Genomic DNA, 25,287 nt, shown 5'->3' on the forward strand with positions numbered 1-25,287 from the left:
GATTACTTACCCTCCACCTTGACAAGAATCTGCTTAAGCATTTCTGGCACCACTCCTCCCGACCGGAGTGTTGCAGTCCGGTATGCGAGTTGGTTTTTCGATAGATTTATTCCGGTATCAGCCTCAACACTATTGCAGGCAGTTATCCACTCACCCCAGTTCGCAGACAGAAACGCTTCAAGATGATCATCAAAAATGGCCGCGACGTCGGAAATGGTGGCGGATGGAAAATCTTCTTCAGGCAAGCCGAAGTACCGCATTAATCTGCAGTTCTCTACCGCATGATTGTTGCGCTCCCGATCTATGTCATCTTGCTTTTTGTTTTTGGCTTTGGCTCGCGCTTCAAATCCACCGTCTGCATCAAACAGTGCGTAGACTGGCACACCAATAGATTTCAAAATCGCATGCGCGAGGGGTATCGATGTCTTGCTGCCCACAGAAACGATAGAAATTCCTGCTGCCTCAAGGGCGCCGGGGGAAGTTCTATCTCCAATACCGTAGAACACAGCAGATTCGGTTGTCCCCTCCACAAGAAATGCGCGATTCGCGAAGAGTGCTATGGCAAGCTGGTCGGCCACGTTATGGTCGAGCCTGCGATCGACCACATCGCCATCCACTGTTCCATTCAGCCTGGCCTTCACATCCTCAACCGTGGCAAAGTGGACCGTCACCACCGGGACTTCGTCAGCGGATCTCGTCAGCCGTCTGACTTGATGGAAATGTCGAGCCTCCAGGAAGTAGGGGCTATGCGTCGCATAGGTCACCTGGATGCGCTTGCCAGCATCTTCGGCGAGCGACCTGAGCACCTTCGCAAAGGTCTGCGCCTGGATCGGGTGCTGGAAAAGTTCCGGCTCCTCGATCGCCAGGCAGATGACTCCCTCGGCCGAGGCTGCGCCCGACTGCGCCAAGAGTTGCAGAGCCGAGATCAGCAGCGTGCGCTGAAAGCCGTGTCCCTGCCGCTCCACCGCAGTCTCGGTGGTGCCGTCGAGCACGGCCACGTCGAACGTCGTGCGAGGTGCCTTGAGTTCCACCTCAGCCGGAGAAACCGTGATTGCCCGGCCTGGCGCATAGGTTGTGACGACCTCGTTGAGCTGCGTTGTGATGGCCCCAAGTTGCTCCTTGAACTTCTCTTCGTAGACTTGTTGCTGCTTTGCCCGTGACTCCGCAACGATTTCCGCGATTGCCTCATCAGCGGCAGTTCGGTCAATCGAGCGCTCAAGGATTCGCCCAATGATGCTTGCCTTGCCGTCGATGGACTCTTCACTTGCCCGAAGGTCTGCCGTAACCAGGACGAAGTCGAAGAGCCCGCTCATCTTGCCGCCGCTGTTGAAACCGAAGAAATTGGTTTGCAAAGCCTCGGGCGCATCGAGCAGTTGATCAGTGTGAGCCGCCTCCCAAGTTGTCATCGCCTGCTCGACGGCTGGACCAGTATTCGCCGCAGGAAGGTCAAGCTCCGGGCGCTCGCGCCGGAGAGTGGCATACAGCTCTTTCTTCGCAGTCGCACCGCCTGCTGCCTTGATGGCATTTAAAGCCGGAAATCCCTTTGCATTGGCGGAGAGCACATCGGTGCCATCGGGAGATCGGCGCTTCCATGCGGTGAACGTGGCAACTCCTTCCGGCGCGTACTTGCCAAGTGCCTCGCGATCCTTTTCGGTGAGGTCTGCGAAGGTGACCTGAACCTCGATGTCTTCGTCAGTCGCCCCAAAAGAGCAATCCTTCTCCGTCAGCGAGCCGGGTTTGCCGTTGAAGAACCAGTCGAGCGCACGAAGCACCGTTGACTTGCCGGCACCGTTCGGCCCGATGAAGGTCGTGACGGAATCGAACGGAATCGTCACGTCTTTCAACGTGCGAAAGTTTCGGATGCGAACGGATTGGATCTTCATTTCGGGTCTCTGCTCCTTGTGTTTTGTGTCGTCTCTCGCCGTGACAGCGACAGAACCTATCCTTTTGCCGCCTCGGTCAAAAGATCGTCAACGGAGCGCGCAACCACATACCGGGCGGGGTTCTCACCAACCGCCAGCGCAGTGAAATGCGCCTTGCCGCATTCGATCTTGGCGCTTTCCTTGTCGCGCAGGTCGTCGGTGAACAGGCTGCTCTTGGTTTCCACCACGAAGTACAGGCGCTGAGCACCGTCTTCTTCCACCAGCACGGCCCAGTCGGGGTTGTAGCTGCCCAGTGGGGTGGGCACCTTGAACCAGCCCGGCAGCTTGGCGTAGAGCTTGATGGCCTCGTTCTTCTCCAGCCCGTTGGCAAAATCCCGCTCTGGGGTCGAGTCGTACACCACGTGCTCGTAGATCGACTTCTGGGTATCCAACAGCATGTTCTTCAGATAACCGGTCAGTTCCTCCTTCTCGAACAGCTCCTGCGCATAGACATGCTGGTCGCCGAGCTTCTGGTACTTGATGCCATCGACCAGGGCCAAGCGCTTGCAACGGTTGATGGTTTCGGCGGTCAATTCGATGAACTGCTGCGGATTGCGCTTGAAGTCGTCCAGGCGGCCGCTTCCCGTCAGGATGCTGACGATGGTGCGTCGGGTGAGCTGGGTGCGATCCTGCAGGTCGGTCAGCAAATCCGGCAGCTCAATATCCGCCTCGTCCAGCACCACGGTCGCCGCGCCCGCTTTCTCCGTCGCGGCGACACCCGCCTTGCCGATAGAGATGTCGGCCTTGCGCCATTGCAGCCGTGCTTTGGCAATCACCGGGGCCTTCTGCAACGCTGCGATGCAATCCGTCACCAGCTTGGCGTTATCGAACTGCACGCGGTACGTTGTCTGGTGCTTGATGCGGTCCCACAGTGCCTTGAACTCGTCGCTCAGATAAACGACCTTGCCATCCTTACCCTTGCGCAGCGGCACTTGCCTGCGCTCATCGGCATTCTTGATGTCCAGCCGGCCCGACACCTTGCGCAGCACTTCAGCAATCTGGGCTTTCTGCGCATCAAACTCGGCCGGCAGTTCCAAGGTGCCGTTCTTCAGCGCCGTTTTCAGTGAATCCTGCACCTTGCCTTTGGCATCTATATGGCCGGCGGCTTTCAGGTGCTCCCACAGTGCCTTTGATTGCTCGATGCCCAGCGGTGCGGCGTGCCCATCAGCGCCAGTCACGGCAATGGCGGCAAATTGATGCTGCTCCACAATGCCAAAGCGGATGCCTGTGTCTTTCTCGATTTCCTTCTGCAGGTTTTCGGCAAACTGTTCGTAGTTTTCCGTGGCCACCACGGTCAGGGTGTTGACCTCGAAGCCCCGTACCCGCTCGCCATCCTGGTTGACGCACAGGCGCAGGCCGCGACCAATGGTCTGGCGGCGCTCGCGCTCGGTCTGAATGTCACGCAAGGTGCAAATCTGGAACACGTTGGGGTTGTCCCAGCCTTCCTTGAGCGCGGAGTGGGAGAAGATGAACTTCAGCGGCGTGCCGAAGGACAGCAGCTTTTCCTTCTCCTTCATGATCAGGTTGTAGGCGCGCTCGGCATTCTCCCGGTTGCCCGCATTGTTCTCCGCGGTGTCGGTCCAACCGCCTTTCTTGTCGATGGAGAAGTAGCCGTTGTGCACGTCCTCGGCGGCAAACGCCAGGTCGATCTCGGCGAACAAGCTCTGATAGGCCGGCAGCTTGGCGGCGCGACGATACTCTTCCTCGAATATCTGCGCATACACGCCCTTGACCGGCTGCCCGTCTGCGTCGTATTGGCGGTATTTGTCCACCGCGTCGATGAAGAACAGGCTGAGCACCTTGATCCCCAGCGGGCGCAGGTGCTTCTCCTTGTCCAGGTGTTCCTTGATCGTGCGGCGGATCATCTCGCGCTGCACGGCCAGCGCATCCACATCACCGTGGGCTTGGCCCGGCTGCAAAAACACTTCGCCGCCGGGGTAGCGCAGCTCCATGAACTCTTCACCTTTGGCCGTGTTGATCTCGCCCACCCGAAAATCGGCGTAGATCGCGCGGCCATCGGCGCTCTGCTGGAGGTCGTCGCCATCGCTGACCGTCACCTCCACCCGCTGCACGCCGGTGGCGGTCTGTTTATCCAGCTCAACCTTGGCGCTGATGCGACCGCGCTTGTTTTCCACCTTCACCAGGCGCACGAAAGGCTTGTTGTGCGCGTCCTCTACCGTGGCCGACGCCACTTCGATCTGCTTGACCAGCTTGCGCTCGTAGGCATCCACCGCATCCAGGCGGTACACCATGTGGTGCTTGTCCACGTGGGTGGCGGAATAGCGCAGTGTGCACAGCGGGTTCATCGCATCCAGCGCTTCCTTGCCACGGCCTTCCAGGCCGCCGTCCACGCTTTGCGGTTCATCCACGATGATGATCGGCCGGGTCGCCTTGATCAGGTCAATGGGCTTCTCGCCACCGGTCTTCTCGCTCTCCTTGTAGAGGTTGTTCACATCCTTCTTGTTGATGGCGCCCACCGTCACCACCATGATCTGGATGTTGGAACTGGTGGCAAAGTTGCGCACCGGCCCCGGCTTGGCCGAGTCGTACAGGAAGAAATCGAAGGGCACGCCCGCGTAGAGCCCCTTGAAGTGCTCCTCGGTGATTTGCAGGGTTTTGTAGACGCCTTCCTTGATCGCCACTGACGGCACCACGATCACGAACTTGCTGAAGCCGTAGCGCTTGTTCAGCTCGAAAATCGTGCGCAGGTACACATAGGTCTTGCCGGTGCCGGTTTCCATCTCCACCGTGAAATCGCCCGAGGTCAGCGAGCTGGAGGGCGGCAGGCCACCGCGCAACTGGATGTCTGACAGGTTCTTGAGCAGTTCATCGTCCAGCAGGGTCAAGCGGTTGCCCATGCCAAGGTCAGACTGCGCCACATCCAGCGACATCTGCGCCTCGTCGGGCAGCCTCATGGTCACCGTGAATTCGGTGCGGCACTGCTCCTGGCCGCGGAACAGGTCGCAGACCGCCTCGATGGCCTGAAGCTGGTAGTCGAGATCGGGTTCAAAATGCAGCTTCATGGGCCATCCTGGTCGTTGTGGAGTCCGCAAACGACACAAACACGTTTGCGGAGCGCAAAAATACAATCAGACTCCACAAGCATCTTTGTGGAGTCCAGCCGCTACACAAGCCCGTCATAGAACCTCCCGGCCTTCGGCAAGGTTGATCAAGCGGGGAAAGCACAGGGTGGCGGCACGGCGACCACTGCCGGGCTGCAGCTCGCGCAAAATGCCGGCATCGCGCAACTGCCGCAGCAACGCGGGGGCGGTCTTGTCGTGAATGCCATAGTCCGCCGCCAGCTGCTGCGCCAGATCCGAGGTGCGGAAAATGGGCTTGCTGAAAATGGCGTCCAGCAAGTGCACCGAGTATTGGGAACGGGTGGTTTCCTGAATGGCCGTCTTCATCTCGTCGTAGAGCGTCTTGATGGCTTCCACCCGGCGAATGTTCTGGCTGGCCTGTTCAATGATGGCGCGCAGGAAAAAGACAATCCAGCCATCCCAATCGCACTCGGCGGAGATCGCCTTGAGCCGTTGGTAATACTCGTCCCGATGATTTTCCAGATACTCGGACAGGTAGAACATCGGCTGCGACAGCGCGCGCTTCTGGTAGAGAAACAGGGGGATCAGAATGCGGCCAATACGGCCATTACCGTCCTTGAACGGGTGCAGCAACTCGAACTGCGCATGAACCACCGCCACCTGCAGCAAAAAGTCCACGTCATCGCTATCCAGGTACAGCTCCCATGCCTGCAGATAGTCAGGCAGCTGTAACGGGTTGGGCGGCACGAATGTTGCCTGCTCCATGCTGCAGCCCTGGCGACCGATCCAGTTCTGATCGAGGCGAAATTCGCCGGGCGTCTTGTCCTGGCCGCGCACGCTGTTCATCAGAATGCGATGCAACTCGCGCACAAAACCAAGGCGGATCGGGTACACCTCCAGATACTCCCGCGCCTTGAACAAGGCGTGGCGGTAATTGGAAATTTCCTGGATGTCCTTGTATTTCTCGCCCTCCTTGAGCAAGCCCGCTTCCTGCTCCAGCACCTCGTCCACGGTGGCCTGGGTGCCCTCGATTTTCGACGACAGCACCGCTTCCTGGGTGGTCAGCGGCGAGAGCATCACCGCCGGATTGGGGATGCCCGCCAGCAAGCCGTCATAACGGGCCAGCGCGGCATTGGCCTGGCCCACCAAGGGCAGCAGCAGGCGGTAATCCAGCTCGCTCAGGGGTAATGCGTCGGGCACATAGGGCTGCATGGCGGGCCTCACAGACTGCGCACGGTGGCGATGCCGTGCTGTTGCAGAATCGCCGCCATATTGGTCTTGGCGACATCGTTTTCAAAGGCGCTGTCGCGGAACACGCAGGTGCTTTCTTTTCCAGCCGGGCCAGCGGGGGCCAGCTCTTTGTGCCAGGCGATGATGCCTTGGGCGAGTGGCTCCACCTGCTCACGGGTGATTTTTTCGGCCAGGCATGCCAGCAGCACGCCGCCGCCGATGGCATGCACATCCAGCCCTTCGATGCTGCGCTGTTCGATGGGCACGCACAGGTCGAGGCCTAGCTTGAGCAGCAGTTCGTAGAGCACGTCCGCCTCAGAGCGACCTTCGAGCAAATGATCCTGGTGGTCGAACAACGAGGCTTCCAGATCAGCCGGATTGGGGTTCCAGGCGCGGATATTGGAGTGGTCAAGCTTGAAGACGCGGAAGCCGGTATCGCCGGCAAACAGCGGGTTGTCGGCTTTGACCTTGGCGGCGGCGCGGCGGATGCGCTCTTTGGTTATTTCAGCAATCGTGCGAGGCCTTTGCAGATCATCGCAGAACTCGGCTGCAACCTTCTGCTCCTTGTTCTCTGTGCTAAGAGCCTCTGGCAACTGAACCATGATGAATCGCCGCTTCGCGCCATCAGTTGCGTTCTGTGCCAGAACTGAGTGCCCAGTGGTTCCTGAGCCTGCAAAAAAATCCATGACAATGTCGCTCGATCCGGATGCGATCGACACGATTCTCTGAATTAAGAATGGGGACTTTGGAAAATCCATCACTGGCGCGCCAAGCAAGTCCTTGACTGACTTGCGCCCATAATCATTATTGAACTCTTTATCGAGCCAGATTGATTTGACCAACGTAGTTGCCGTTTCACCATCTTCGCCGTTCAGATAGTCCTTCCGAAAAACTCGCCAAGTGCCATCGCTCATCTGGCTTGCGATGAGCAGATCGTTATCTGCTTCGACTTTTTCACGCCCCCAGGTCCAGCAGGTTTCTACGCCGTCAGCAGTTACTGGAAGGACCTTTTCTGTAAACACATCATCTTGGGTTATGGACACTCTACCGGTTGAAGACTCCACATAGATCGGGTAGAACAAATTCGGGCGCGTGACCGGATTGAACGCCTGGTTTCGATTACGAAGTCCCAGCTCACGATACCTGCCATGCTCATCCTCTTTGTCATATTCCTCCAGCATGGCTCCTTCTTTCGCCATGCCGACGATGCTCCCGGCCACATCAGGGTCTTTTACAAAGACCGCGATGTTGTCATGTGTTTGTGCGATGTACTTATCGAGATGACGGCCTCGCGGATTGACCAAAACCGATAGGATTCCAACGAAAGTCTCCTCGCCAAATATTTCGCAGCATGCCTTCTTTAGGTTGTCGATCTCGCCGTCGTCAATGCTGATAAACAGTGCGCCATCATCACGCAAAAGATTCCGAGCTAACTTCAATCGCGGATACATCATATTCAGCCAGTCGGTATGGAAACGCCCGCTGGCTTCAGTATTGCTGCTGATCTTCTGTCCGCCCTCCACCTGCCCGGTCAATTCCAGATAGTTCTTAATGTTGTCCTGGAAGTTGTCCGGGTACACAAAATCCTTTCCGGTGTTGTATGGCGGGTCGATGTAGATCAGCTTGACCTTGCCGGCATAGCTCTTTTGCAGCAGTTTGAGCACTTCAAGGTTGTCGCCCTCGATCATCAGATTCTGGGTGCTGTCCCAATCTACACTCTCTTCCGGGCAAGGGCGTAGCGTGCCCGTGCTGGGTGTGAGCGCCAGTTGCCGGGCACGGCGCTTGCCGTGCCAGTTGAGGCCGTACTTCTCATCGGCGTCGGTCACGCTGGCATCACCCACCAACGCCTTGAGCACGTCCACATTCACCGCCACGCCGTCCGCGCCTTCGGTAATCAATTCCGGGAACAGGGCCTTGAGCTGTTCGATATTTGCCGCCACCAAGTCGGCGGACTGGGCTTCGGGGCTGGCTGCCGTGAGTTTTTCCATGGTCTTCTCCGTCATTCGTTCAATCTTCAAAGTTGTCGGCGCGCAGCGGCCAGTTCGGCCTGGATGCGCTTGAGCGTCAGGTTCAGTTCTACCTGGCGCGCCAGTTGTTTTTCCTTGGTGGCTTGCGCTCGCAGGCGGCCGATCTCGTTCTCCAGCCGCTCACAATCAGCCAGCGCCTGCCAGCGGGCAGCCGCTTGTTCCGGGGTTGTGTCAGCCTGGTAGGTTCCCGTCAGCCGTGCCGCCTGCAAGGCCCACACGCGCTCCATCCAACCCTGATAAAGGGCATGCAGCGTGGTCTGGGGTTGGCGTGCAATCGACAGGGACTGCACGAAGGCGCGCTCGATTTCGGGGGCTATTGCGTCTTCCACTGCGGCGGTATCTTCGGTTGCGTGGGGCAGCGAGGCCAACACGGGGTCGCCGTCGAGCACGACCTTACCTGCCTCGTTCTGCGCCCAGCGTTTGTGCGCCAGCGAGAGGGTCAGTGCCTGGCCTTGCACAAGCAGCAACACGGGATACGGCACGGCCCGATGCATCAATTCGGCAAGGCGAGCGAGACTGGCGGGCTTGACGGTGCCACGCAGGGTCAAGCCAAGCACGGTGACTTCCAGGTATTCACGCTGCGCGTCCCGGTAGCTGGGTACGCCAATGGTGTTGGGCTTGAGTGCGGCAAGCCACTGGATTTCTTCAATGGCGTCCGTGATCAGGCGCTTGTCGGATGCCGTGGGCGCACCGTTCTCCAGCAACAGCTTCTTGGGGACGCGCTGATCCACCCGTGCGCTGTCGGGAAGACACAGTGCTGCAACGACATCCGTCCGGTTCATGACGACAGTTCCGCGCCAAAGGCCTTGATGGTTTCTTCGCTGTCGCGTCCGGCAATGGCTTTGCCCATGGCCTGTTCGATGAGCTTCAACAGCGCAGCAGCGCGTTGGCGGATGAAAGTATCAAAGTCGTCCGAGCGAAGTGCCTGTACCGGAATCACATGCGAAGTCAGGAACTCATCGAGACTGTCGGGGGCAACCTGCTTGGCCTTCTGGATACGGGCGAGGTAGACGCTGGGGGCATCGCCACTGATGAAGCGGTTGGTGCCTGCCGCCAGCGGCGCCTTGTTGACCACGCTGTTCCACTTTTCCTTGGGCAGCTTCTGCTTTTCGCACCAGGCGCGGGGAAAGACGTGGTGGATGTCGATGGCGTTGTTGAAGTAGGTATTGAGATCAATGGGCGTGCCGCTGGCGAAATCACGGCCACCGTGCTTCATGAGCAAGGCGGCCAGCCCTTTGTAGGCCGCAGCGAGGCGGCTTTGCAGGGAGAGCAGCCTTGTCGGTGCGAAGTTGGCATCGCGGACCGTGCGCGGTTCGCTGCCGCCTTCGACCCAGGCGACCACATCCTGGATGTCCATGCTAAAACGGGTTTCGTTGGCGCCACCGTACAGTTCGCCAAGCACACCACTCCAGTACCAGCGCAGCAGCTTCTGTTTGACGCCGTGTTGCGTCGTGCGGTCTGCCAGGTGAGCGCAGATGGCCGACAACGGTATGAGCTGTGTGGCATAGGGAAGGCTTCGGTCGTCGAAGATTTTTTCTTCTGCAAGCAACTCTGCTGCGCGCTTGAACCCTTGCTCCAGCGCGGGTTCGAACGCCTTGAAATCCGCCAACGGCAGCCGCAGCACGTCGGCGCGCTTGCAACTGACGGGCGTGCCCTGTGCCTTGTGCCTTTGATAACTGGCTAGCAGAGTCACTGCGGTGAGAAAGCTGGTGCCATCCACCGCCGTGAGCACGTCATGCTTGGCGGTCAACCGCTCCCGCCGGGCCTCCCAGTCGTCACGCAGATTGAATTCATCGGCTGCGAAGGTGGCCGTCATCAGCTCGAAAACGGTGAGCGTCACGCCGCCGGTATTGACCTTCTCGAACACTTGGCACACAGCTTCGCGTGGCGTGTCCTGGGTCAGTTCGATGGCGGGAACCTTGAACTGCTGGAAGCGTAGCCAGATGTCGTTGCGGAATCGTTGCATGAACTGCATCGCTTCCGCTGCGAACTGGTGATGGGCGCTGAAGCCGCTTTCCCAAGCCATGAAACCCTGAATATCGAAAAGCAATGCCACAGGGAAGAGGCGTTGGCTGTATTGCAAGTCTGGCGTGCTGACGTCCAGCTCAACCTTGCGACCGAAATCGGAAGTGACTTGCAGCGTCTCCGGCACCGAGAGAACGGCTTCTTCGCGGTCTGCCGATTCGTCTAGGCATTGGGCCATGTCAAGGAAATACAGGCGGCGAATGTTCGCGCCTTTCTCCGTGCGCGTCGGCACGGACTGGCCGCTGCGCAGCGCCAGGTACATCGAGGTCAGGCGTTGCTGACCATCAAGTACGAGGGTCTTTGGAGTTGGCGCGGGCTGCAGGTTGACGCCGGCAAACAGTCGGGGCTTGAACGGTACCCCGCCTGCTTCCAGAAACATGACCGCGCCGATCGGGTAGGACAGCGAGAGGCTCGCGATCAACGACCGAATATGGTTGTCATCCCACACCCAGCCGCGTTGGAAGTCAGGAAGCTGGATCTGCCCCGATGCGATTCCATCGAGGACATCTTTCAATGCGGGTTCGGCGGTGCGAAAGCTCATGCGGGTCCTTGTAATCAAATACTTTGCTCATCGGGCAGCACGACGAGAAATGCCACCACCTCGAAGTCGTCACCACCAGCGAACTCGCCCTTCATGGCGTGCGTGCCGCCAGGTGTGAAGAGGCTGGCAACGGCCCGTTCCTCATGCTTGCCGGCGACGGAGGCCACGGCCGCCGCGAGCAGCTTCTGGGCGTGGCGCATGTCCTCACCGCTTTTTGTCGCCTTGTCGAAGCGCGCGCAGGCACTGTCATCCGGCCGTTCGCGCCCCAGTGCCAGGCGCTTGAGGCGATCCAGGATGCGCTTGGCCTGCGGGTAGGGCAGCAATACGTGGCCGTCATCGCCAACATGCACCAGGTAGTGCGGCGCGAGCGGGTAGTCGGACGACGCAGCGGATTTTGCCGTCGGACCACAGGCTTGCAGGCAAAAGATCACGCCAGGGGGAATGTCGGCATCCAGCGTGGTGGTGACCGCATAAGCACCCAGCGGCTGGGTGTCCAGCTTGCCGGGGTGTGCCTTCAGATACTGCGCCAGATCGATGCGGAAATCGGTCAGGGTCAGGTCGGTAATCGATACCCCGGTGGACAGATCCTCCATATCGATGACCGTGTCTTGCAATTTGAGCAGTTGTTTGCGCCGGTACTCCAGGTCGTTCATGGCGTTGCCGGACTGCTGTTCGATCAGGTTTTCCTCACCGGTGGCGGAGATGTCGAGCAGCACCATGCGGCCGCTGACGCGCTGTTCCAGGTTGATGTATTCCTCCAGCTCCATGTTAGGCCAGAAGTTCACCAGCTGGATGCGTTGGTTGGGCGAGCCTATGCGGTCGATACGCCCGAAGCGCTGGATGATGCGCACCGGGTTCCAGTGGATGTCGTAGTTGATCAGCCAGTCGCAGTCTTGCAGGTTCTGACCTTCGGAAATGCAGTCGGTGGCAATGAGTAAATCGATCTCGCCTTCAGCAGCGAGCTCTTCGGGACGCTCCTTGGCACGCGGGGCGAACGCCGACAACACGCCGCTCATGCTCTTACGCAAGCCGGGCACGGTGGTCTGAATGCCGGCGCTGCCAGTTACTAGCGCGGCGTCAATGCCCAGCGTGCTTTTGGCCCAGGGAGCGAGCTGCTCGTAGAGATAGTGCGCAGTGTCCGAGAAGGCAGTGAAGACGATGATTTTCTGGTTGCTCTTGCCATCCAGTGTGTTGATGGGGTGGCGGCACTTGTCTTCGATCATCTGGCGCAGTGCGGCCAGTTTTGCGTCACGGGTGACATCCACTTGGTTGGCCGCCGCCAGCAGTGTGGCCAGCCGGTTGCGATCCTCGATCAAATCCTGCTTCCAGCGAATCAGGTCAACGTCACCGAGCAACACCTTGACCTTGCGCCCGACGAGCAGCGCCTCAAAAGCCGGATCGTCTATGTCTACATCGGCAATGTCGATTTCTTCGAGCTCGTGTGTGTGCGATTCAATATGGGCCAGCGTGGCTTCCACATCCCTGAGCTGCCTTTGGACCGTCAGCGCGAAGGAGGACACTGCGCTTTCCATGCGCTTGAGCACATTGACGCGAAGCAGGTGGATCAGGCTTTCCTCACGATCGGCTTGCCGGAAAAAACTTTCGCCACCACGCACCTGGGTGCTGTATTTGGCGTCGTAGGCGGCCTGCTTGTGGGGCAGCACATAGCGCAGCGGCGCGTAGCTGGCGAGCGTGAGCCGGCGGATTTCCAGATTGATGTCGCGGATGGCGCGGAACTCGCCAGCGAGGTCAACATCCGCTTTGATGTTGATTGGCGGAAGCCGATTCGGGAAACGGCCAGTCTCACTGGTGCCGTAGTATTTCTCGATGTGCCGCCGCGAGCGGGCAATGGTGAGGTGATCCAGCAGCGTGAAATAGTCGAAACCCAACATTTCAACCAGCTTCGAAGGCGTTTTTTCGGACTCGTCCATCGCCAACCAGCGGTTGAACTGGGCCTGGGCTTTGCGGGTAGTCGCCTCGATACTGGCGATGCCGTGCTCCAGCAAGGCGGTGTCATCGCCTTCGGTCACAAAGGCGATCTGGTTGCGCAAGTCTGCAAGCCGGTTGTTGACCGGCGTGGCCGACAGCATGAGGACGCGGGTCTTGACCCCTTCCTTGATGATCCGACGCATCAGGCGGTCGTAGCGCGACTCCTTGCCCTTGTGTGTCGCCTTGTTGCGGAAGTTGTGCGACTCGTCGATCACCACCAGGTCGTAGTTGCCCCAGTTCACGTGCGCCAGATCAATGTCGCCAGAGGTGCCGCCGTCGCGTGACAGGTCGGTGTGGTTCAGGACGTCGTAGTTGAAGCGGTCCGCCGCGAGAATGTTGCGCTTGTCGTTGGCCTTGTAGAGCGTCCAGTTGTCACGCAGGCGTTTGGGTGCCAGCACCAGCACGCGGTCGTTGCGCAGCTCGTGATACTTGATGATGGCCAGAGCTTCAAAGGTTTTACCCAGCCCTACACTGTCGGCGATGATGCAGCCGCCAAAGCGGTTCAGCTTGTCGATGGCACCCACCACACCATCGCGTTGAAACTTAAAGAGCTTTTTCCACACCACGGTATTACGGATGCCAGTGGCAGACTTGACGATGCGCTCCTCGTCCATCTCGTCACCGCTGTCCTGAAACAGGCGGTGCAGCATCAAGGTGTAGATAGTGAACGGGTCACGGTGTTCGCCAAGGGCTCGCAACGCCTCAAGAACGGATTCGTGCTCTTCTTCCTGACCCTCGGGGTCGGTTGAAGCAGCAGTTTGCAAGGCTGCCCACTGGTGATCGAACCATTGGGCGAGCTGCGCGGCTTCCTCGGCCGTTTCTGACGCCTGAATCAGGTTCAATGGATTGCCTGGCGTCAGGCCAAGGCCAGATGTGTTGAAGGCAAAGGAGCCCAGAACCACTTGTGCAGGTGTCCCATCCGGGCTGCGCAAGACAGCAGCCCCCTGTGGCACCGACCTCGATGCCCGCCGGAGCGCTACTTTTTCACTGATCCATTTCGCGCACTGATTGGCCAGCCAACGTGCCTGCAGACGATTGCGCGCAGCGCGGTCGCCCTCCGTGCCCAGGAGTTCGAGCGCCTCATTATCGGGAGGCACGATCAATTGGACTCGATCCAGAGCGGACAACGCCTCCCGGATTTCTGCGAAGGCGTAGAGAGAAAACGAAGGCGTTACACAGTCGAGTCGGTTGCCGTGTTTGAGGTTGGGCCTCATCAAGTCGATGACGCGCTGTGTTCCGGTGTTTTGGATCAGCTTCATGGTCGCTTCCGTTCAGTCATCAATCGACGTTTCTGCGCTTGGCGGCGCATACCCCGGCGCCAGCACCGCATTGCGCACGCCGTAGATCGCCAGATGGTCTTTCAACCAAAGCCGGTACTCCGGGCCGCGCAGGCGATGGTCGGGGGAACAGTCCACACTCCATTTGCGCAGGATGTAGCCCGCCGTGGCGGCGCGCAGCTTCATGTGCAGCGCACCACCCTGCATGCCGTAGTCCATTTCGGTGATTTCTGGCCGAGGCTGGTCGGGATGAGGGACCAGCTCCAGCTCGACAATCCGGGTCCACTGGATGTCTTGATCGCTCATCTCGTGGGACTCTACGGGCTGCCCCTTGCGCACCACAGGGCGCTTGATCCGGGTGAGGACGAAATCGCGGAACTCCTGCGATTTGCGGTCGAAGGCGCGCACGTGCCAGCGCAGGCCGTTGTCGATCAGCGCGAACGGGACGATCTCCCGCGCGGTGCGACCGCTGGAGATGGAGTGGTACTCGATGCCGAGCGGGCACTCGTAATGAATGGCCCGAGTGACGCTCGCCAAGATTGCCAGGTCAGGGTGAGTGAGCCGGGACGGGCTCTCGCTGGCCACCCACGCCTTGATGTGCATCGGTTCACCGTCGCCAAACCCCTGGGTCAGCCACGACAACACCCGCTCGGGTGGGAAATCGAAGATCGGCTGGAAGCTCGAACCCAGGACGTAGAACTTGCCTTTGCCGTCGTAGTCGATATTGCCCGGAGCCAAGTCCTTGTACAGCGCCAGGTCCCTGGACGCGGCAGCGGACTGGATACCAAAACGCGCGACCAAGTCCTGGCGGCGCATCTCCCCAATGAAGCGCAGACGCAATTCCACGAACGCGAGGCGGTCACGCTGTGGCTGGGTGAGATCGGCAAGCTGTTGGTGGGGCATCCTGACTGGCTCGTTCGGGTTAGCGAATGCTCGTGTAAATTTCTGCAGAAAGTATATGGTCTGCGTGGAAAGACGTCTATAAATCTAAGTTGATTCACTAGTTAGCTGCATTATGATAACCATTTTTGAGATGCAAATGAGTGATCCTGCGTGGACTGGCAGGCGCTTCAGTCCAGCGCAGCACGCCAGGAGTGACGTGGACTGGACGTGCATCCAGCAGGTCACTGCGGACGAGAGCTGGTGCGAATAGATCGCTGATACGGAACAGGAGCACGGCCCATGGAACTGCGACACCTTCGCTGCTTTGTGGCTCTCGCAGAAGAGCTGCACTTCACACGGGCCGCAGAGCGCCTGCATATCGAACAGCCACCCTTGTCCCGCGCCATCAAAGAGCTTGAGGATGACCTGGGCGTGGTGCTCTTCGAGCGCAACCGCCGAGGCACGGTACTGACCGAAGCGGGTGCAACGTTCCTGCAAGATGTGCGCAGGGTGTTCGCCGTCCTCAAACAGGCTCAGGAGAACGTCCGGGCGGTCGCTGCGGGCTTGAGCGGAAGCCTTCGCATCGCCGTGTCCGACGGCGCAATCGATCCCAGGCTGTCGGCCCTCCTGGCCCGCTGCCGCGAGGAAGAGCCGGAGATCGAGATTCGCCTGTCCGAAGTGCCGTTGGCCGATCAGTTGCGTGGTTTGCGCTCAGGTGACTTCTCGATCGGGTTTGCGCACACGGCGGAGGTCGGTGACGGCATCGTGACCGAGCCACTTTGGCACGATCCGCTGATGGTTGCCGTGCCTGCCCGACACCCTTTGCTTTCACACAAGGCTGTTCCTCTGCATCAGCTTGCGATATACCCATTGGTCTTGTGCGATCCGCAGGTATGCGAAGGCTGCCATCGTGAATTGGCGCGGCTGCTGCGGCCTTTGGAGCGTCCACCCGACGTCGCCGAGCATGTGTCGTCATTGGACATGATGCTCACCCTGGTCGGTGCCGGCTACGGGGTAGGCTTCATCACCGAAACCAGGGTCGCGGCGAGCCTGCGCCCCGATGTGGTGATCCGCCCTCTGGCCATGGATTCCGCAGTCATCACGACCTACTTGCTACGGCCCGCCGGCGAGGACTCGCCGGTGTCGGTGGAGCGGTTCATCGCGCGCCTGCGCGCGCATTCGGACGATTGATCCGCAGCGGCCAGGACTGGCTGCCTGAAGCCTGCCAGCGCGGTATCCGGGGGAGAAGTCTCGTCAATGATGTTCACTGGTGGTAAAATTTCAGGGTACTTACGCTCGTCGCAACCCGTGAGAAAGCAAGCGCCATGAATGTTGGACAAGCCATTCGACTGTGCCGAACGCAACGGGGCGTCTCTCAAAGCACCATTGCGAACCGAGCCAATTGCTCCGTGTCGTACTTGTCGATGCTTGAGAACAATAAGCGCGACCCGACACTTTCGACGGTTACAAGAATTGCCGAGGCATTGCATGTGCCTGTCGGCCTGCTGTTCGTTCTGGCTGCCGACCAAAGCGAACTGGGTGCGATAGACGAGCACGTCGCCGATCAGTTAATGCAGTCTGCGCTGGCATCACTGGGAGCATCGGCCAACATGACAGCGCAGGTGGGAGGCCACTATGGCTAATGCCGAACAACTCAAGGCGTTGGTGAAATCCCATATCGAGCGGGATGACCAGCATTTCTATTCTGTTGCCATGCAGGTCGCGGCCCGTGAAGCGAAGATAGGTCACGGCAAGCTTGCCGAAGAACTCCGCGACATGATCGACGCGGCAAAAGCCCGTGTCGCGCCGGGTGGCCCCGAGGGCAAACTGGTGCCGTTGGCCCGTCCTCGCGGTGAGCTGGCAAACTTGCTGACGGTTTCCTATCCGAAGAATCGTCTGTCGGACATGGTGCTCGATGCGGAGATGGCCGAACAACTTGGTCGCATCATGAAAGAGCAGAGGCATCATTTGCGCATCCGCGAGCATGGCCTGTCGCCGAGACGCAAACTGCTGCTGGTCGGGCCTCCGGGCACCGGCAAGACGATGACCGCCTCTGTGTTGGCCGGTGAACTTGGCATTCCGCTGTTCTCCGTTCGACTGGATGCACTGATCACCAAGTTCATGGGGGAGACCGCCGCCAAGCTGCGTCAAATATTCGATGCCATCAATGATGTGCGAGGCGTCTACTTCTTTGACGAATTCGACGCCATCGGCTCACAAAGAGGGCTGGCCAATGACGTGGGTGAGATTCGGCGGGTACTGAACAGTTTTCTGCAAATGATCGAGAGCGACCAATCTCATAGCTTGATCGTTGCAGCAACGAACCATGTTGAGATCCTTGACTACGCGCTTTTTCGCCGATTTGATGACGTGATCGAGTATCGGCTCCCGAGCGCGCCGCAGGCCACCAAGCTGATCCAGTCGCGGCTTGGGAAGTTCGCGCCCAAGCCCTTTCCGCTCAAGGCCATCACAGCCAAGGCAGAAGGCTTGAGCTACGCGGAGATCAGACGTGCCGTAGATGAATCCATCAAGGAAGCCGTGATGCACGACGAGGAGCGCGTAAAAGCAGATGTGCTGACACGTGCTTTCGATGAGCGCCGCAAATTGAACCTCAGAATGAACAACAAGAAGGTCGCACCGAACAATGCCGGATCAACTACAAGCTAAGCGCCCACATTTCATTCTTCGAGACACATCTCAAGCCGTCGAGTTCAAAGCGCACTCTGCTGGCGGTGGATCGACACGCAGCGTGCCGACGTTGCCCCGGCAGCAGCACGGTGCATCCCTTCGCGACCAGGTTGAAAACTTGAAGCCCGCTGCAGCAGAGGCGGTGCAAGGTCAGCGAGACCTGCAACTGGAAAGCGGGTTGGGCTTGCAAATCCAGTTTTCCAGCCAACCTGATGTCGAGTTGGCATTCGAGAGCTTGGCGAACGAAACCAGGAACATTGAACTTCTCAGTGTTCGCCGCGAAGGCAACCAGACCTTCGCCAATGTCTTCGTTCCTGATGGAAAGCTGGCGCACTTCGAGAAATACATATCCGACTATCTGGAGGAGAAGAAGGACAGTCGCGGTCAAGCACGCGATCACCGGAAGTTGTTGGATGCCATCGAATCCATCCGAACTGCAGAAATCAGGGCTCTGTGGACTGACGCTCCCGAACTGCTGCCTGACGATCTTGCGACCGCCTTCTGGTGGGAGGTATGGCTTCCGGTTCGAGGGGCGGGGCAGCGGCAAGTCGTTGTAGAAGACTTCAAGAAGCTTGCTCGATTGGCGGAATGTGTCGTCAGTGACAAGCAGGTCAATTTTCCCGAACGCACGGTGTTGTTGATGTATGGGTCGCAGCAGCAGTTCTCGCGGTCGGTGATGACGCTGAACTGTGTCGCTGAACTTCGCTACGCCAAGGAGACGGCCGAGTTCTTCGACGGCATGGGCATCAGTGAACAACGGGAGTGGGCGGACGACTTGCTGCGTCGCGCCCAGTTGAGGCCATCAGGCGACACCGCTCCGCGAGTCTGCTTATTGGATTCCGGCGTGACGCGCGCGCATCCGCTCTTGGAGCCGTTGATGGATGCGAGCGATTTGCATACCGTGGAGCCAGCCTGGGGCGTGGATGATGAGGCCAATCATGGCACTGGCTTGGCGGGCTTGGCTGCCTATGGCGATCTCACAGACGCCCTGGCGTCTGCGGATTCGATCAACGTCCCTCATCGGCTGGAGTCGGTCAAGCTGATACCGGCGGAAGGTGCGAATGAAGGCGATGCGCGCCACCATGCTTACCTTTTCATGGAAGGCGTTGCGCGGCCTGAAATCTCCGCTCCGAATCGGTCGCGCGTGTTCGCTTCGGCGGTGACAGCCTCGGACTACCGTGATCGTGGTCGTCCTTCCTCGTGGTCTGCTGCCGTCGATAGCCTTGCTGCGGATACCGATGGGGTCGGTGAAAGCCCGCGTCTGTTCGTGCTGTCCGCCGGCAACACGCGCGACCCCAATGCATGGGCGGGGTATCCAGATAGCCTTTCCACCAATCTCGTGCATGACCCTGGCCAGGCATGGAACGCGATCACGGTGGGCGCTTTTACCGACAAGATCGACACGGAAGGTCATCCTTCCTTGAAGCCCGTTGCCGAAGCCGGCGGCCTCAGCCCTTTCACGACAACAACCAGGACGTGGGATCGCGCATGGCCCTTGAAACCCGAAGTGGTGCTGGAAGGAGGCAATGCAGCCAAGGATGAGCTGGGGGCGGTAGGCATGGCCAGCCTGAACTTGTTGACGACCCATAACCAGCCGTTGGATCGCTTGTTCACTACCAGCAATGCCACCAGTGCCGCATCGGCATTGTGCGCGGGAATGGCGGCGCAGATCATGGCGGCCTATCCGCACCTCCGACCTGAAACCGTGCGTGCGTTGCTGGTACATTCGGCGCAATGGAGCGAGGCCATGCGGGGGATGTTCTTGCCCGCAGCGCCCAACAAGGACGACTACGTTCACCTGATTCGCCATTGCGGCTGGGGAACCCCGGACTTGAACCGCGCGCTCTGGAGTGCGGGAGACTCGCTGACCCTACTGGTTGAAGACGTGGTGCATCCTTATGCGAAGGTTCAGGGCAAGGGCATCGTGACGCGCGACATGAATCTGCACTCCTTGCCTTGGCCGAAGGATGAGTTGGAGGCGTTGCAGGACACGCCCGTCGAGATGCGCATCACGCTCTCCTACTTCATCGAACCCAATCCATCAGCGCGTGGTGTTGCATCAAAGTATCACTACCCTTCGCATCGCCTGCGATTTGATGTGCAGCGTCCGCTTGATGCATCCACCGAGAATTTTGTCGCACGGGTGAATGCGGCAGCGCAGCGCGAGGATGAGGGTGACCCTGTGAACCCCTCAGATCCCAATTGGCTGTTGGGCGAACGGCAGCGGCATCGTGGTTCGCTGCATCAGGATGTCTGGAAAGGTACGGCGGCTGACTTGGCCAGCCGTGGCTTCATTGCTGTGTATCCTTCGGCTGGGTGGTGGCGGACACGGCCTGCGCTGGAACGTTATGGCCTGCCGGCGCGATATAGCTTGGTGGTATCCATTCAGACCCAGCAGACGGACGTTGATCTTTACGCTGCTATTTCCCAGAAAATCCCTGTGGCTAATGTTGTGGTTGTCGATACGTAAGAGGCATTCCAGTGTTCCGCTGTCGGGCTAAGCACCCGCCCGGCGCCGTTGGCTGCGACAGCTTGCGCTGCCAATATCCGAAAAGACACTTACGACCGCTATGCCGAATCTTGCGGCTCACTGCCCGCGCTGAGGTTCTTTTCAGTCGCGGCCATCAATTCGCTGGCGCTTATCCCGAGTGCGGCAGCGATTTTCAGTATCAAAGGCAGCGTCGGCACATGCTCCCCGCGTTCGATCTTGCCCATGTGCGAACGCGATATTCCCGCCTGATACGCAAAATCGTCTTGAGCGACCCCCTGCGCGACGCGAGCGGCACGCACGGCCCGCCCGAAAGCTAATGCTGGTTCGGATTCATATGTGGGTGTGCCAGGTGGACGACCTGGCTGAATAGTAAGCTTCTGCATCAACAGAAGCGTCAAACAATCCTCTTAAATTAACCACGTTAAACATATAGACGTTAAACTTCTCTCTTTACTATGATGCTGGTTTGCCCTTGACCTGCTTCGTCGCTTCTGTAGGTTCTCCGTGGACAACATCACCAGCCAACCCGCCCACCTCAGGCTTGCGATTGCGCCAGGCGTATCGTCATCTCAGCTCTCGGCGCTGCTCGCGCTGCAACGAGCGGAAGAACCCGAGGTCAGCATCACGTTCTTTGAAGTGGCAGGTGACGAGCTGCTTGATGGGCTTCGTGAAGGCCGCTACGACGTGGGAATGTCGCTTCAAGGAGCGAGCGATCCGGCCCTGGAAACCCAGCCCTTGTGGATTGAGCACATGGCCGTTGCGATACCGCTGAGGCTTCCCTTGCTTGAGCAGGCATCGCTCACCATCGCCGACCTCCAGAACTATCCGATCTTTCGCTGGGAGGCTGAGACCTGTTCTTCGCTGGATCGTCGGCTGCTCGCGCGTCTGCCTGCTGACCCGCAGAACCTTCAGTACGTGACTTCCTTCGAGATGATGGCGCTATGGGTTTCTGCCGGCTACGGTGTCGGGGTATCCGCACAATCGCGTATCAAGCACGCCCCTGGATGGGGAGTCAGCATGCGACCACTGGACGACGGCCCCTACGAAATCGTGGCGCACCTGCATAGGCCCCAGGGGCAAGCGAACCCTGTTTCCGAACGGTTCGAGCGCAGGGCACTGCAGATCGCAAAAGCGCTCCCTTCCTGATCGCAGTGGCTGTCGGTAGCTGCCAGCAGAAGGCGGTGGATTTATGCCTTTCGTCAAGAGGGGTGATGTGGTACATTCAGAGGCCACTTCTGGTTTTAATAACCAGAAAAAATCTTTATTAATCAATGGGTTGGCTGCTTTGGGTGATTCCCTTCACCCGCTCCAGCATTTTCAATCGCTTACCCCATGATCTGGGGTGCTCCAAACAGATCAAAATGCGGACCGTTCCGCATCACTTGGTTGGACTGACGATTTTCCCCCGCCTCAGAAATGCTTGCCGATGTCGTACCGCAGCGCGGCGTAGGCAGTCCCAGCGGCTCAGGCCTCGGGCGTGGCACCGGCCGGAAGCAGGTGGGACTGCCTCAGCTTGAGCGCGTAGGCCACGATCTCCAGGCCATGGTCCCGCATGCCACCCGGCCAGGCGTGGTGATGTGCCTCCGAGGCCGGGAACGCCTTGACCAGCTCGGCGTAGCGCTCCAGCGGCGCCAGGTACAGCGAGCGGAACTGTCGACGCGACAGCGAGGTGCGCGGCCAGATGTGTTCCAGCAGTCGCTGCCGGCGCGGTGCCGCCAGCAATGACGCGGCCGTGTCAGTCCTTTGATAAGTTCGACGGGAGGCGGTGGCCAGCGGCTCCCCTTTGCGCTGGAACAGCGAGAGCATTGTGACCTGGCTAGACTATCCCGGACACACAACCGCAAGTGAGATCATAAGAGAAGTCGAGGTCGTGTGTTGAAATGAACGAGAGAAAGCAGGGCGGTTTCAAGGACCAAGTGCAAACACGGGGGAGTTCGTGCGCTCTCGCGGTCACTGGCGCCGCAAGTTGGAGCTCGGCGGGAGTACGGTTCCCTTCGTTCTAGCTGGCGGCCGGTCGGAGCCCGATGCGCAGGCGCCGCAGTTGGCGCGCACTGTGTCCTCGCACTTCCCAGCCTGGCGTCCAACGATCGCCGAAGTGCTCTTCGAGCACTATCAGCCATACGCCGAGGCGGTAGCTTCCGGCGAAGCACCTGAGCCAAGCACACCACTTCCACGTATCGGAGCACCTTCGGACGTTTGGCCGCACGCAGTCTTGGTCTTCGTCGCGGTCACTCCCATCGACCGTGCCCTCGCTATTGAGTTCGGCTTCACTACGGCGTGGGACGAAGAGCACACGCTAGGTGCGCGCTTTCAAGGCGGCAAGCTGCTTGAGCTCAACGGCAGTGTGCTTCCACCATGAGCGCGCCGTCTAATGAAGAATCAACGGCTTGAAGGAATACCTTGCAGATATCGAAGAAGCGCAAGCGGGTGGTCAGGCGACGATTATCGCGTTTCTGGATTTCCCGATCTACCAGCAGTCCCAGGCGTTTCAGGAAGCTGAGTTGATCGATGTTGGGCATCTGCTCCTGTTCCTGCAGGGCCTTGAGCATGCCGGTGAGTTTGAGATTCCGAAGTTGTTCGAAGGTGGGATGAGTCAGCATGGGGGGTATCTCTCAATGAAAGTACTCAGGCCCGCGCAGGTTGTCGTGGGGCGGGCGGGGAGTGACGGGTTCGGGGAGGACGGGCTGGGCATCCAAGCTATGGGTCAGGATGGATTCGACGCTGCGGTAGCTCAGGACTTTGATCGAGAGCGCCCGTTGGCAGGCGGCTTCCAGACGGGAATTCCCGTAGCGCTCGCCGAGCCGCAGGATGCCGAGGCAGGAACGGTAGCCTTGCTCGACATGACGACGACTGTAGAGGATGGCGGAGACCAGCTGCGCGGTGGCAGCCCCGGTCTTTTCCGCCCAGCCGATCAACCGTTGCGGCGACCATTTCGCGTGGCGGTGATGGGGCGGCATGTGGCTCTCGACCGTGGTGTGCCGGCCGCGCAGATCCACCCGCGGATGACTGGCTACCCGCTGGCCCTGGTGAAAGGCTTCGACGGTCGTGACCGTGTAACGCAGGTCGACCTTGCGTCCGACCAGGGTATGGGGCACCGAGTAGTAGTGACCTTCCACGTCGACGTGATAGTCCACGTGGACCTTGGCCCGTTTCCACTGGGCAAATTCGTAGGGCGCCGCCGGCCCGGCAAGGGCCTGCTGGTGCATTCGGATCGTGGCAGCCAGTACGCCTCAGGCCGCTTCCAGGCGCTGCTGAAGGACCAGGGCTACGTCTGCAGCATGAGCCGCAAGGGCAACTGCTGGGACAACGCACCGGCCGAGAGCTTCTTCCATACCCTCAAAACGGAGCTGCTCCATCACCGCCGTTTCGAGACCCGAGAGCAGGCCAACTCCGGGATCGGAGAGGAAAAAGTGACGTGCTTCACCGGATCAGGCCGTTTCAACCGGCGCTGAAAGCGCAGCAAGCCGTGAAAATCCTGGCCCCAAGGCATGCTTGTCGGGAATGAAGTAAGGAAGTAAGATTTCCCTTGGAAACTTCCAGGAGGCTCCCATGCTCGCCAAGCTCACGTCAAAGAACCAGATCACCTTGCCCAAGGCGGCTGTATCCGGCGTGGATGCCGCGGAGTATTTCGACGTGACCGTCGAGAGCGGCCGGATCGTCCTGACGCCAGTGCGAGTCCAGAAGGCCCAGGCCGTGCGTGAGAAGCTGGAGCAGCTCGGGATCACCGAGCAGGATGTCGAGGATGCGGTGGCCTGGGCGCGGCGCTGATGCGCAGGGTTGTCCTCGACACCAACATCGTGCTGCCGGCGCTGCTCTTCAGTGCCGGACGCCTGGCCTGGATACGCCATGCCTGGCAGCGCCAGCAGTTGCAGCCGCTGGTCTGCCGGGAGACGGCCGGTGAACTTCTGCGCATCCTGGCCTATCCCAAGTTCAAGCTCTCGGCATTGGAGCAGCAGGAGCTGCTGGCGGACTTCCTGCCCTACGCCGACGTGGTGGAGTTGCCAACGCCATGGCCAGACCTGCCTGCCTGCCTGCCGTGACGAGAAGGACCAGGTGTTCCTGGTGCTCGCGCACGTCGGCAAGGCGGATGCGTTGATCACGGGTGACGCGGATATTCTCGCCATGCGAGAGGACTTTCCTGGTTTGATCACGACCGCCGAAGCGTTCGCGGCCCGGCAGGCATGATGGAGATCGGTACGGCTGTGTCCGGGGACCGCGGAACGACCATGAAGCACACCGCACGCATGACCACCGCAGCGCGACTCGGCCGCTGGCTGGGCGGTGTATGGGGCGTTTGCCTGCGCGCGGAGCGTCAGGCGCTGCTGCTGGCTGCTGTCGTCGTTGTGACCAGAATGACGAGGTATGCACCAGAGGACGACAAAGCACAGTTAATCGAGGTGCCCTAACAGGGCTTTACGGGAAGTGGATGGCGTGCGGGCAGCTCACGCCTGAAAAGGGTGGCGAGCTCATTGGAGCAGAAACACCGCGTTTTCAAGGAGGGCTCCGCTTGGCCATACCCGATCTGCTCGATCTTGATCAGCGGCTGCGTCCCGGTCATGTTGCTCATGCAGCGCAAGATACTCGCCCGCAAGAAGCGCGAACACCCACCGACATCCTGCCTGCATCGTCCCGACTGGCAAACTCAAGGATTTGATCGAGTCCGCGGTGACTCGCCACGCAGGATAGAGAATTCCCGGAATAACGGGTTCGGCAGATGTACTGCCAGATGCCAGTGGATGCTCATGGGTTTTCTGCCCTTGGTGCACTCCACTGTAACCGGGCCACATGCACGATAGGGCTTTCCTTTCGCTGCGCGAACGAGAAGCTGGAAGCTCCAGCCGTTGCCGGGACTCTCCAGATAGCGACGCCCTACCGGGGTATCTGGCCCCGCCGAATTCTGCGATCGCCAATGGAAGCGCCCGGGACTGATGGCGTAGTCACGGTATGCGAGGTGTTCGTGATACCCCTCGCGTTTATCGGGGGTTACCAACAGCAACTCGATTTTGCGCTCGTGGAGTTGACTTGATCCCCTTGCTGGCACGGCCCCTCGTCGTTTCGTGTGGAAAGAGACATTCACAATGACAGCTGGTCGTCGAGCCCGGTTGGCATGTGGGCAGGCTGCATTTGAGCCTGTCCACATGTCCACCGGGCGGTATTGAACCGCCCCGGGTTTT

The 25,287-nt window shown here is 59.5% G+C and carries 22 protein-coding genes and 2 pseudogenes; 11 read left to right on the plus strand and 13 right to left on the minus strand.

Annotated elements, in window-relative coordinates:
- Positions 1 to 2 precede the first annotated feature (2 nt).
- The 8 genes from ACYQ1H_RS01530 to ACYQ1H_RS01565 all read right to left on the minus strand — a co-directional run bounded on the left by ACYQ1H_RS01530 (position 3) and on the right by ACYQ1H_RS01565 (position 14,955).
- Positions 3 to 1,883, minus strand: a complete 1,881-nt coding sequence (locus ACYQ1H_RS01530) for an ATP-dependent endonuclease (RefSeq protein WP_003158915.1) — start codon at positions 1,881 to 1,883, stop codon at positions 3 to 5.
- 56 nt (positions 1,884 to 1,939) lie between these two features.
- Positions 1,940 to 4,945, minus strand: a complete 3,006-nt coding sequence (locus ACYQ1H_RS01535) for a type III restriction-modification system endonuclease (protein WP_460026297.1) — start codon at positions 4,943 to 4,945, stop codon at positions 1,940 to 1,942.
- Between the two features lie 114 nt (positions 4,946 to 5,059).
- Positions 5,060 to 6,175: a Fic family protein gene (locus ACYQ1H_RS01540; protein ID WP_341692446.1), complete on the minus strand. Its 1,116-nt coding sequence runs from the start codon at positions 6,173 to 6,175 to the stop codon at positions 5,060 to 5,062.
- Positions 6,176 to 6,183: 8 nt separating this feature from the next.
- Positions 6,184 to 8,181, minus strand: coding sequence for a site-specific DNA-methyltransferase (locus ACYQ1H_RS01545; protein ID WP_460026298.1), 1,998 nt, complete (start codon positions 8,179 to 8,181; stop codon positions 6,184 to 6,186).
- A 26-nt stretch (positions 8,182 to 8,207) separates the two neighbouring features.
- Positions 8,208 to 9,002, minus strand: coding sequence for a DUF4391 domain-containing protein (locus ACYQ1H_RS01550; RefSeq protein WP_014603588.1), 795 nt, complete (start codon positions 9,000 to 9,002; stop codon positions 8,208 to 8,210).
- Positions 8,999 to 10,786, minus strand: coding sequence for a GmrSD restriction endonuclease domain-containing protein (locus tag ACYQ1H_RS01555; protein WP_460026299.1), 1,788 nt, complete (start codon positions 10,784 to 10,786; stop codon positions 8,999 to 9,001). Before ACYQ1H_RS01555 ends, ACYQ1H_RS01550 begins: the two co-directional genes overlap by 4 nt.
- Before the next feature lie 14 nt (positions 10,787 to 10,800).
- Positions 10,801 to 14,034 carry a helicase-related protein gene (locus ACYQ1H_RS01560; RefSeq protein ID WP_460026300.1) on the minus strand — a complete coding sequence of 1,078 codons (3,234 nt, stop codon included), beginning with the start codon at positions 14,032 to 14,034 and terminating at the stop codon, positions 10,801 to 10,803.
- Positions 14,035 to 14,046: 12 nt separating this feature from the next.
- Positions 14,047 to 14,955, minus strand: coding sequence for a WYL domain-containing transcriptional regulator (locus ACYQ1H_RS01565; RefSeq protein ID WP_102886022.1), 909 nt, complete (start codon positions 14,953 to 14,955; stop codon positions 14,047 to 14,049).
- 279 nt (positions 14,956 to 15,234) lie between these two features.
- Here ACYQ1H_RS01565 and ACYQ1H_RS01570 point away from each other — a divergent pair, with 279 nt between their 5' ends.
- The 4 genes from ACYQ1H_RS01570 to ACYQ1H_RS01585 all read left to right on the plus strand — a co-directional run bounded on the left by ACYQ1H_RS01570 (position 15,235) and on the right by ACYQ1H_RS01585 (position 20,092).
- Positions 15,235 to 16,125 (plus strand): LysR family transcriptional regulator, encoded by an 891-nt coding sequence (locus tag ACYQ1H_RS01570; protein WP_460026301.1) that lies wholly within the window; start codon positions 15,235 to 15,237, stop codon positions 16,123 to 16,125.
- A 134-nt stretch (positions 16,126 to 16,259) separates the two neighbouring features.
- Positions 16,260 to 16,577: a helix-turn-helix domain-containing protein gene (locus tag ACYQ1H_RS01575; protein ID WP_023464296.1), complete on the plus strand. Its 318-nt coding sequence runs from the start codon at positions 16,260 to 16,262 to the stop codon at positions 16,575 to 16,577.
- Positions 16,570 to 17,601, plus strand: a complete 1,032-nt coding sequence (locus ACYQ1H_RS01580; RefSeq protein WP_460026302.1) for an AAA family ATPase — start codon at positions 16,570 to 16,572, stop codon at positions 17,599 to 17,601. Before ACYQ1H_RS01575 ends, ACYQ1H_RS01580 begins: the two co-directional genes overlap by 8 nt.
- A complete protein-coding gene (locus tag ACYQ1H_RS01585; protein WP_034004688.1) occupies positions 17,579 to 20,092 on the plus strand; it encodes a S8 family peptidase in 2,514 nt (837 codons plus the stop codon). Before ACYQ1H_RS01580 ends, ACYQ1H_RS01585 begins: the two co-directional genes overlap by 23 nt.
- A 98-nt stretch (positions 20,093 to 20,190) precedes the next feature.
- Here the strand turns inward: ACYQ1H_RS01585 and ACYQ1H_RS01590 are convergent, their stop codons facing one another.
- Positions 20,191 to 20,511 carry a helix-turn-helix domain-containing protein gene (locus tag ACYQ1H_RS01590; RefSeq protein WP_023464294.1) on the minus strand — a complete coding sequence of 107 codons (321 nt, stop codon included), beginning with the start codon at positions 20,509 to 20,511 and terminating at the stop codon, positions 20,191 to 20,193.
- A 106-nt stretch (positions 20,512 to 20,617) separates the two neighbouring features.
- Here ACYQ1H_RS01590 and ACYQ1H_RS01595 point away from each other — a divergent pair, with 106 nt between their 5' ends.
- A complete protein-coding gene (locus ACYQ1H_RS01595; RefSeq protein WP_003158902.1) occupies positions 20,618 to 21,259 on the plus strand; it encodes a substrate-binding domain-containing protein in 642 nt (213 codons plus the stop codon).
- Between the two features lie 318 nt (positions 21,260 to 21,577).
- Here ACYQ1H_RS01595 and ACYQ1H_RS01600 read toward each other — a convergent pair whose 3' ends face one another.
- The gene (locus tag ACYQ1H_RS01600; RefSeq protein ID WP_460026303.1) at positions 21,578 to 21,919 is read right to left on the minus strand and encodes a TraI domain-containing protein; all 342 of its coding nucleotides are present in this window, start codon (positions 21,917 to 21,919) and stop codon (positions 21,578 to 21,580) included.
- 130 nt (positions 21,920 to 22,049) lie between these two features.
- Between ACYQ1H_RS01600 and ACYQ1H_RS01605 the strand changes: the two genes are divergently transcribed.
- Positions 22,050 to 22,472: a DUF6985 domain-containing protein gene (locus ACYQ1H_RS01605; protein ID WP_460026304.1), complete on the plus strand. Its 423-nt coding sequence runs from the start codon at positions 22,050 to 22,052 to the stop codon at positions 22,470 to 22,472.
- Positions 22,473 to 22,530: 58 nt separating this feature from the next.
- Here the strand turns inward: ACYQ1H_RS01605 and ACYQ1H_RS01610 are convergent.
- Both ACYQ1H_RS01610 and ACYQ1H_RS01615 read right to left on the minus strand, forming a co-directional pair.
- Positions 22,531 to 22,713: pseudogene (locus tag ACYQ1H_RS01610) on the minus strand (ATP-binding protein); the annotation flags it as partial.
- 12 nt (positions 22,714 to 22,725) lie between these two features.
- Positions 22,726 to 23,319 (minus strand): Mu transposase domain-containing protein, encoded by a 594-nt coding sequence (locus ACYQ1H_RS01615; protein ID WP_460026305.1) that lies wholly within the window; start codon positions 23,317 to 23,319, stop codon positions 22,726 to 22,728.
- On the opposite strand from ACYQ1H_RS01615, the pseudogene ACYQ1H_RS01620 reads away from it, so the two are divergent.
- From ACYQ1H_RS01620 to ACYQ1H_RS01640, 5 genes and pseudogenes are all read left to right on the plus strand, one after another.
- Positions 23,287 to 23,511: pseudogene (locus ACYQ1H_RS01620) on the plus strand (transposase); the annotation flags it as partial. The gene ACYQ1H_RS01615 and the pseudogene ACYQ1H_RS01620 sit on opposite strands and share 33 nt — an antisense overlap.
- 151 nt (positions 23,512 to 23,662) lie before the next feature.
- Complete coding sequence (locus ACYQ1H_RS01625) at positions 23,663 to 23,881, plus strand: AbrB/MazE/SpoVT family DNA-binding domain-containing protein (RefSeq protein WP_320377466.1); 219 nt, start codon at positions 23,663 to 23,665, stop codon at positions 23,879 to 23,881.
- Entirely contained in the window at positions 23,881 to 24,153 is a 273-nt protein-coding gene (locus ACYQ1H_RS01630; RefSeq protein WP_460026306.1) for a PIN domain-containing protein, read from the plus strand. The genes ACYQ1H_RS01625 and ACYQ1H_RS01630 overlap by 1 nt, the downstream gene beginning before the upstream one ends.
- A 13-nt stretch (positions 24,154 to 24,166) precedes the next feature.
- A complete protein-coding gene (locus tag ACYQ1H_RS01635) occupies positions 24,167 to 24,298 on the plus strand; it encodes a hypothetical protein (RefSeq protein WP_460026307.1) in 132 nt (43 codons plus the stop codon).
- 41 nt (positions 24,299 to 24,339) lie between these two features.
- Entirely contained in the window at positions 24,340 to 24,519 is a 180-nt protein-coding gene (locus ACYQ1H_RS01640; RefSeq protein WP_460026308.1) for a DUF3742 family protein, read from the plus strand.
- 236 nt (positions 24,520 to 24,755) lie between these two features.
- Here ACYQ1H_RS01640 and ACYQ1H_RS01645 read toward each other — a convergent pair whose 3' ends face one another.
- Positions 24,756 to 25,253: a DUF3427 domain-containing protein gene (locus ACYQ1H_RS01645; protein ID WP_460026309.1), complete on the minus strand. Its 498-nt coding sequence runs from the start codon at positions 25,251 to 25,253 to the stop codon at positions 24,756 to 24,758.
- Positions 25,254 to 25,287: the final 34 nt, after the last annotated feature.

Source organism: Methyloparacoccus murrellii (assembly GCF_054657115.1).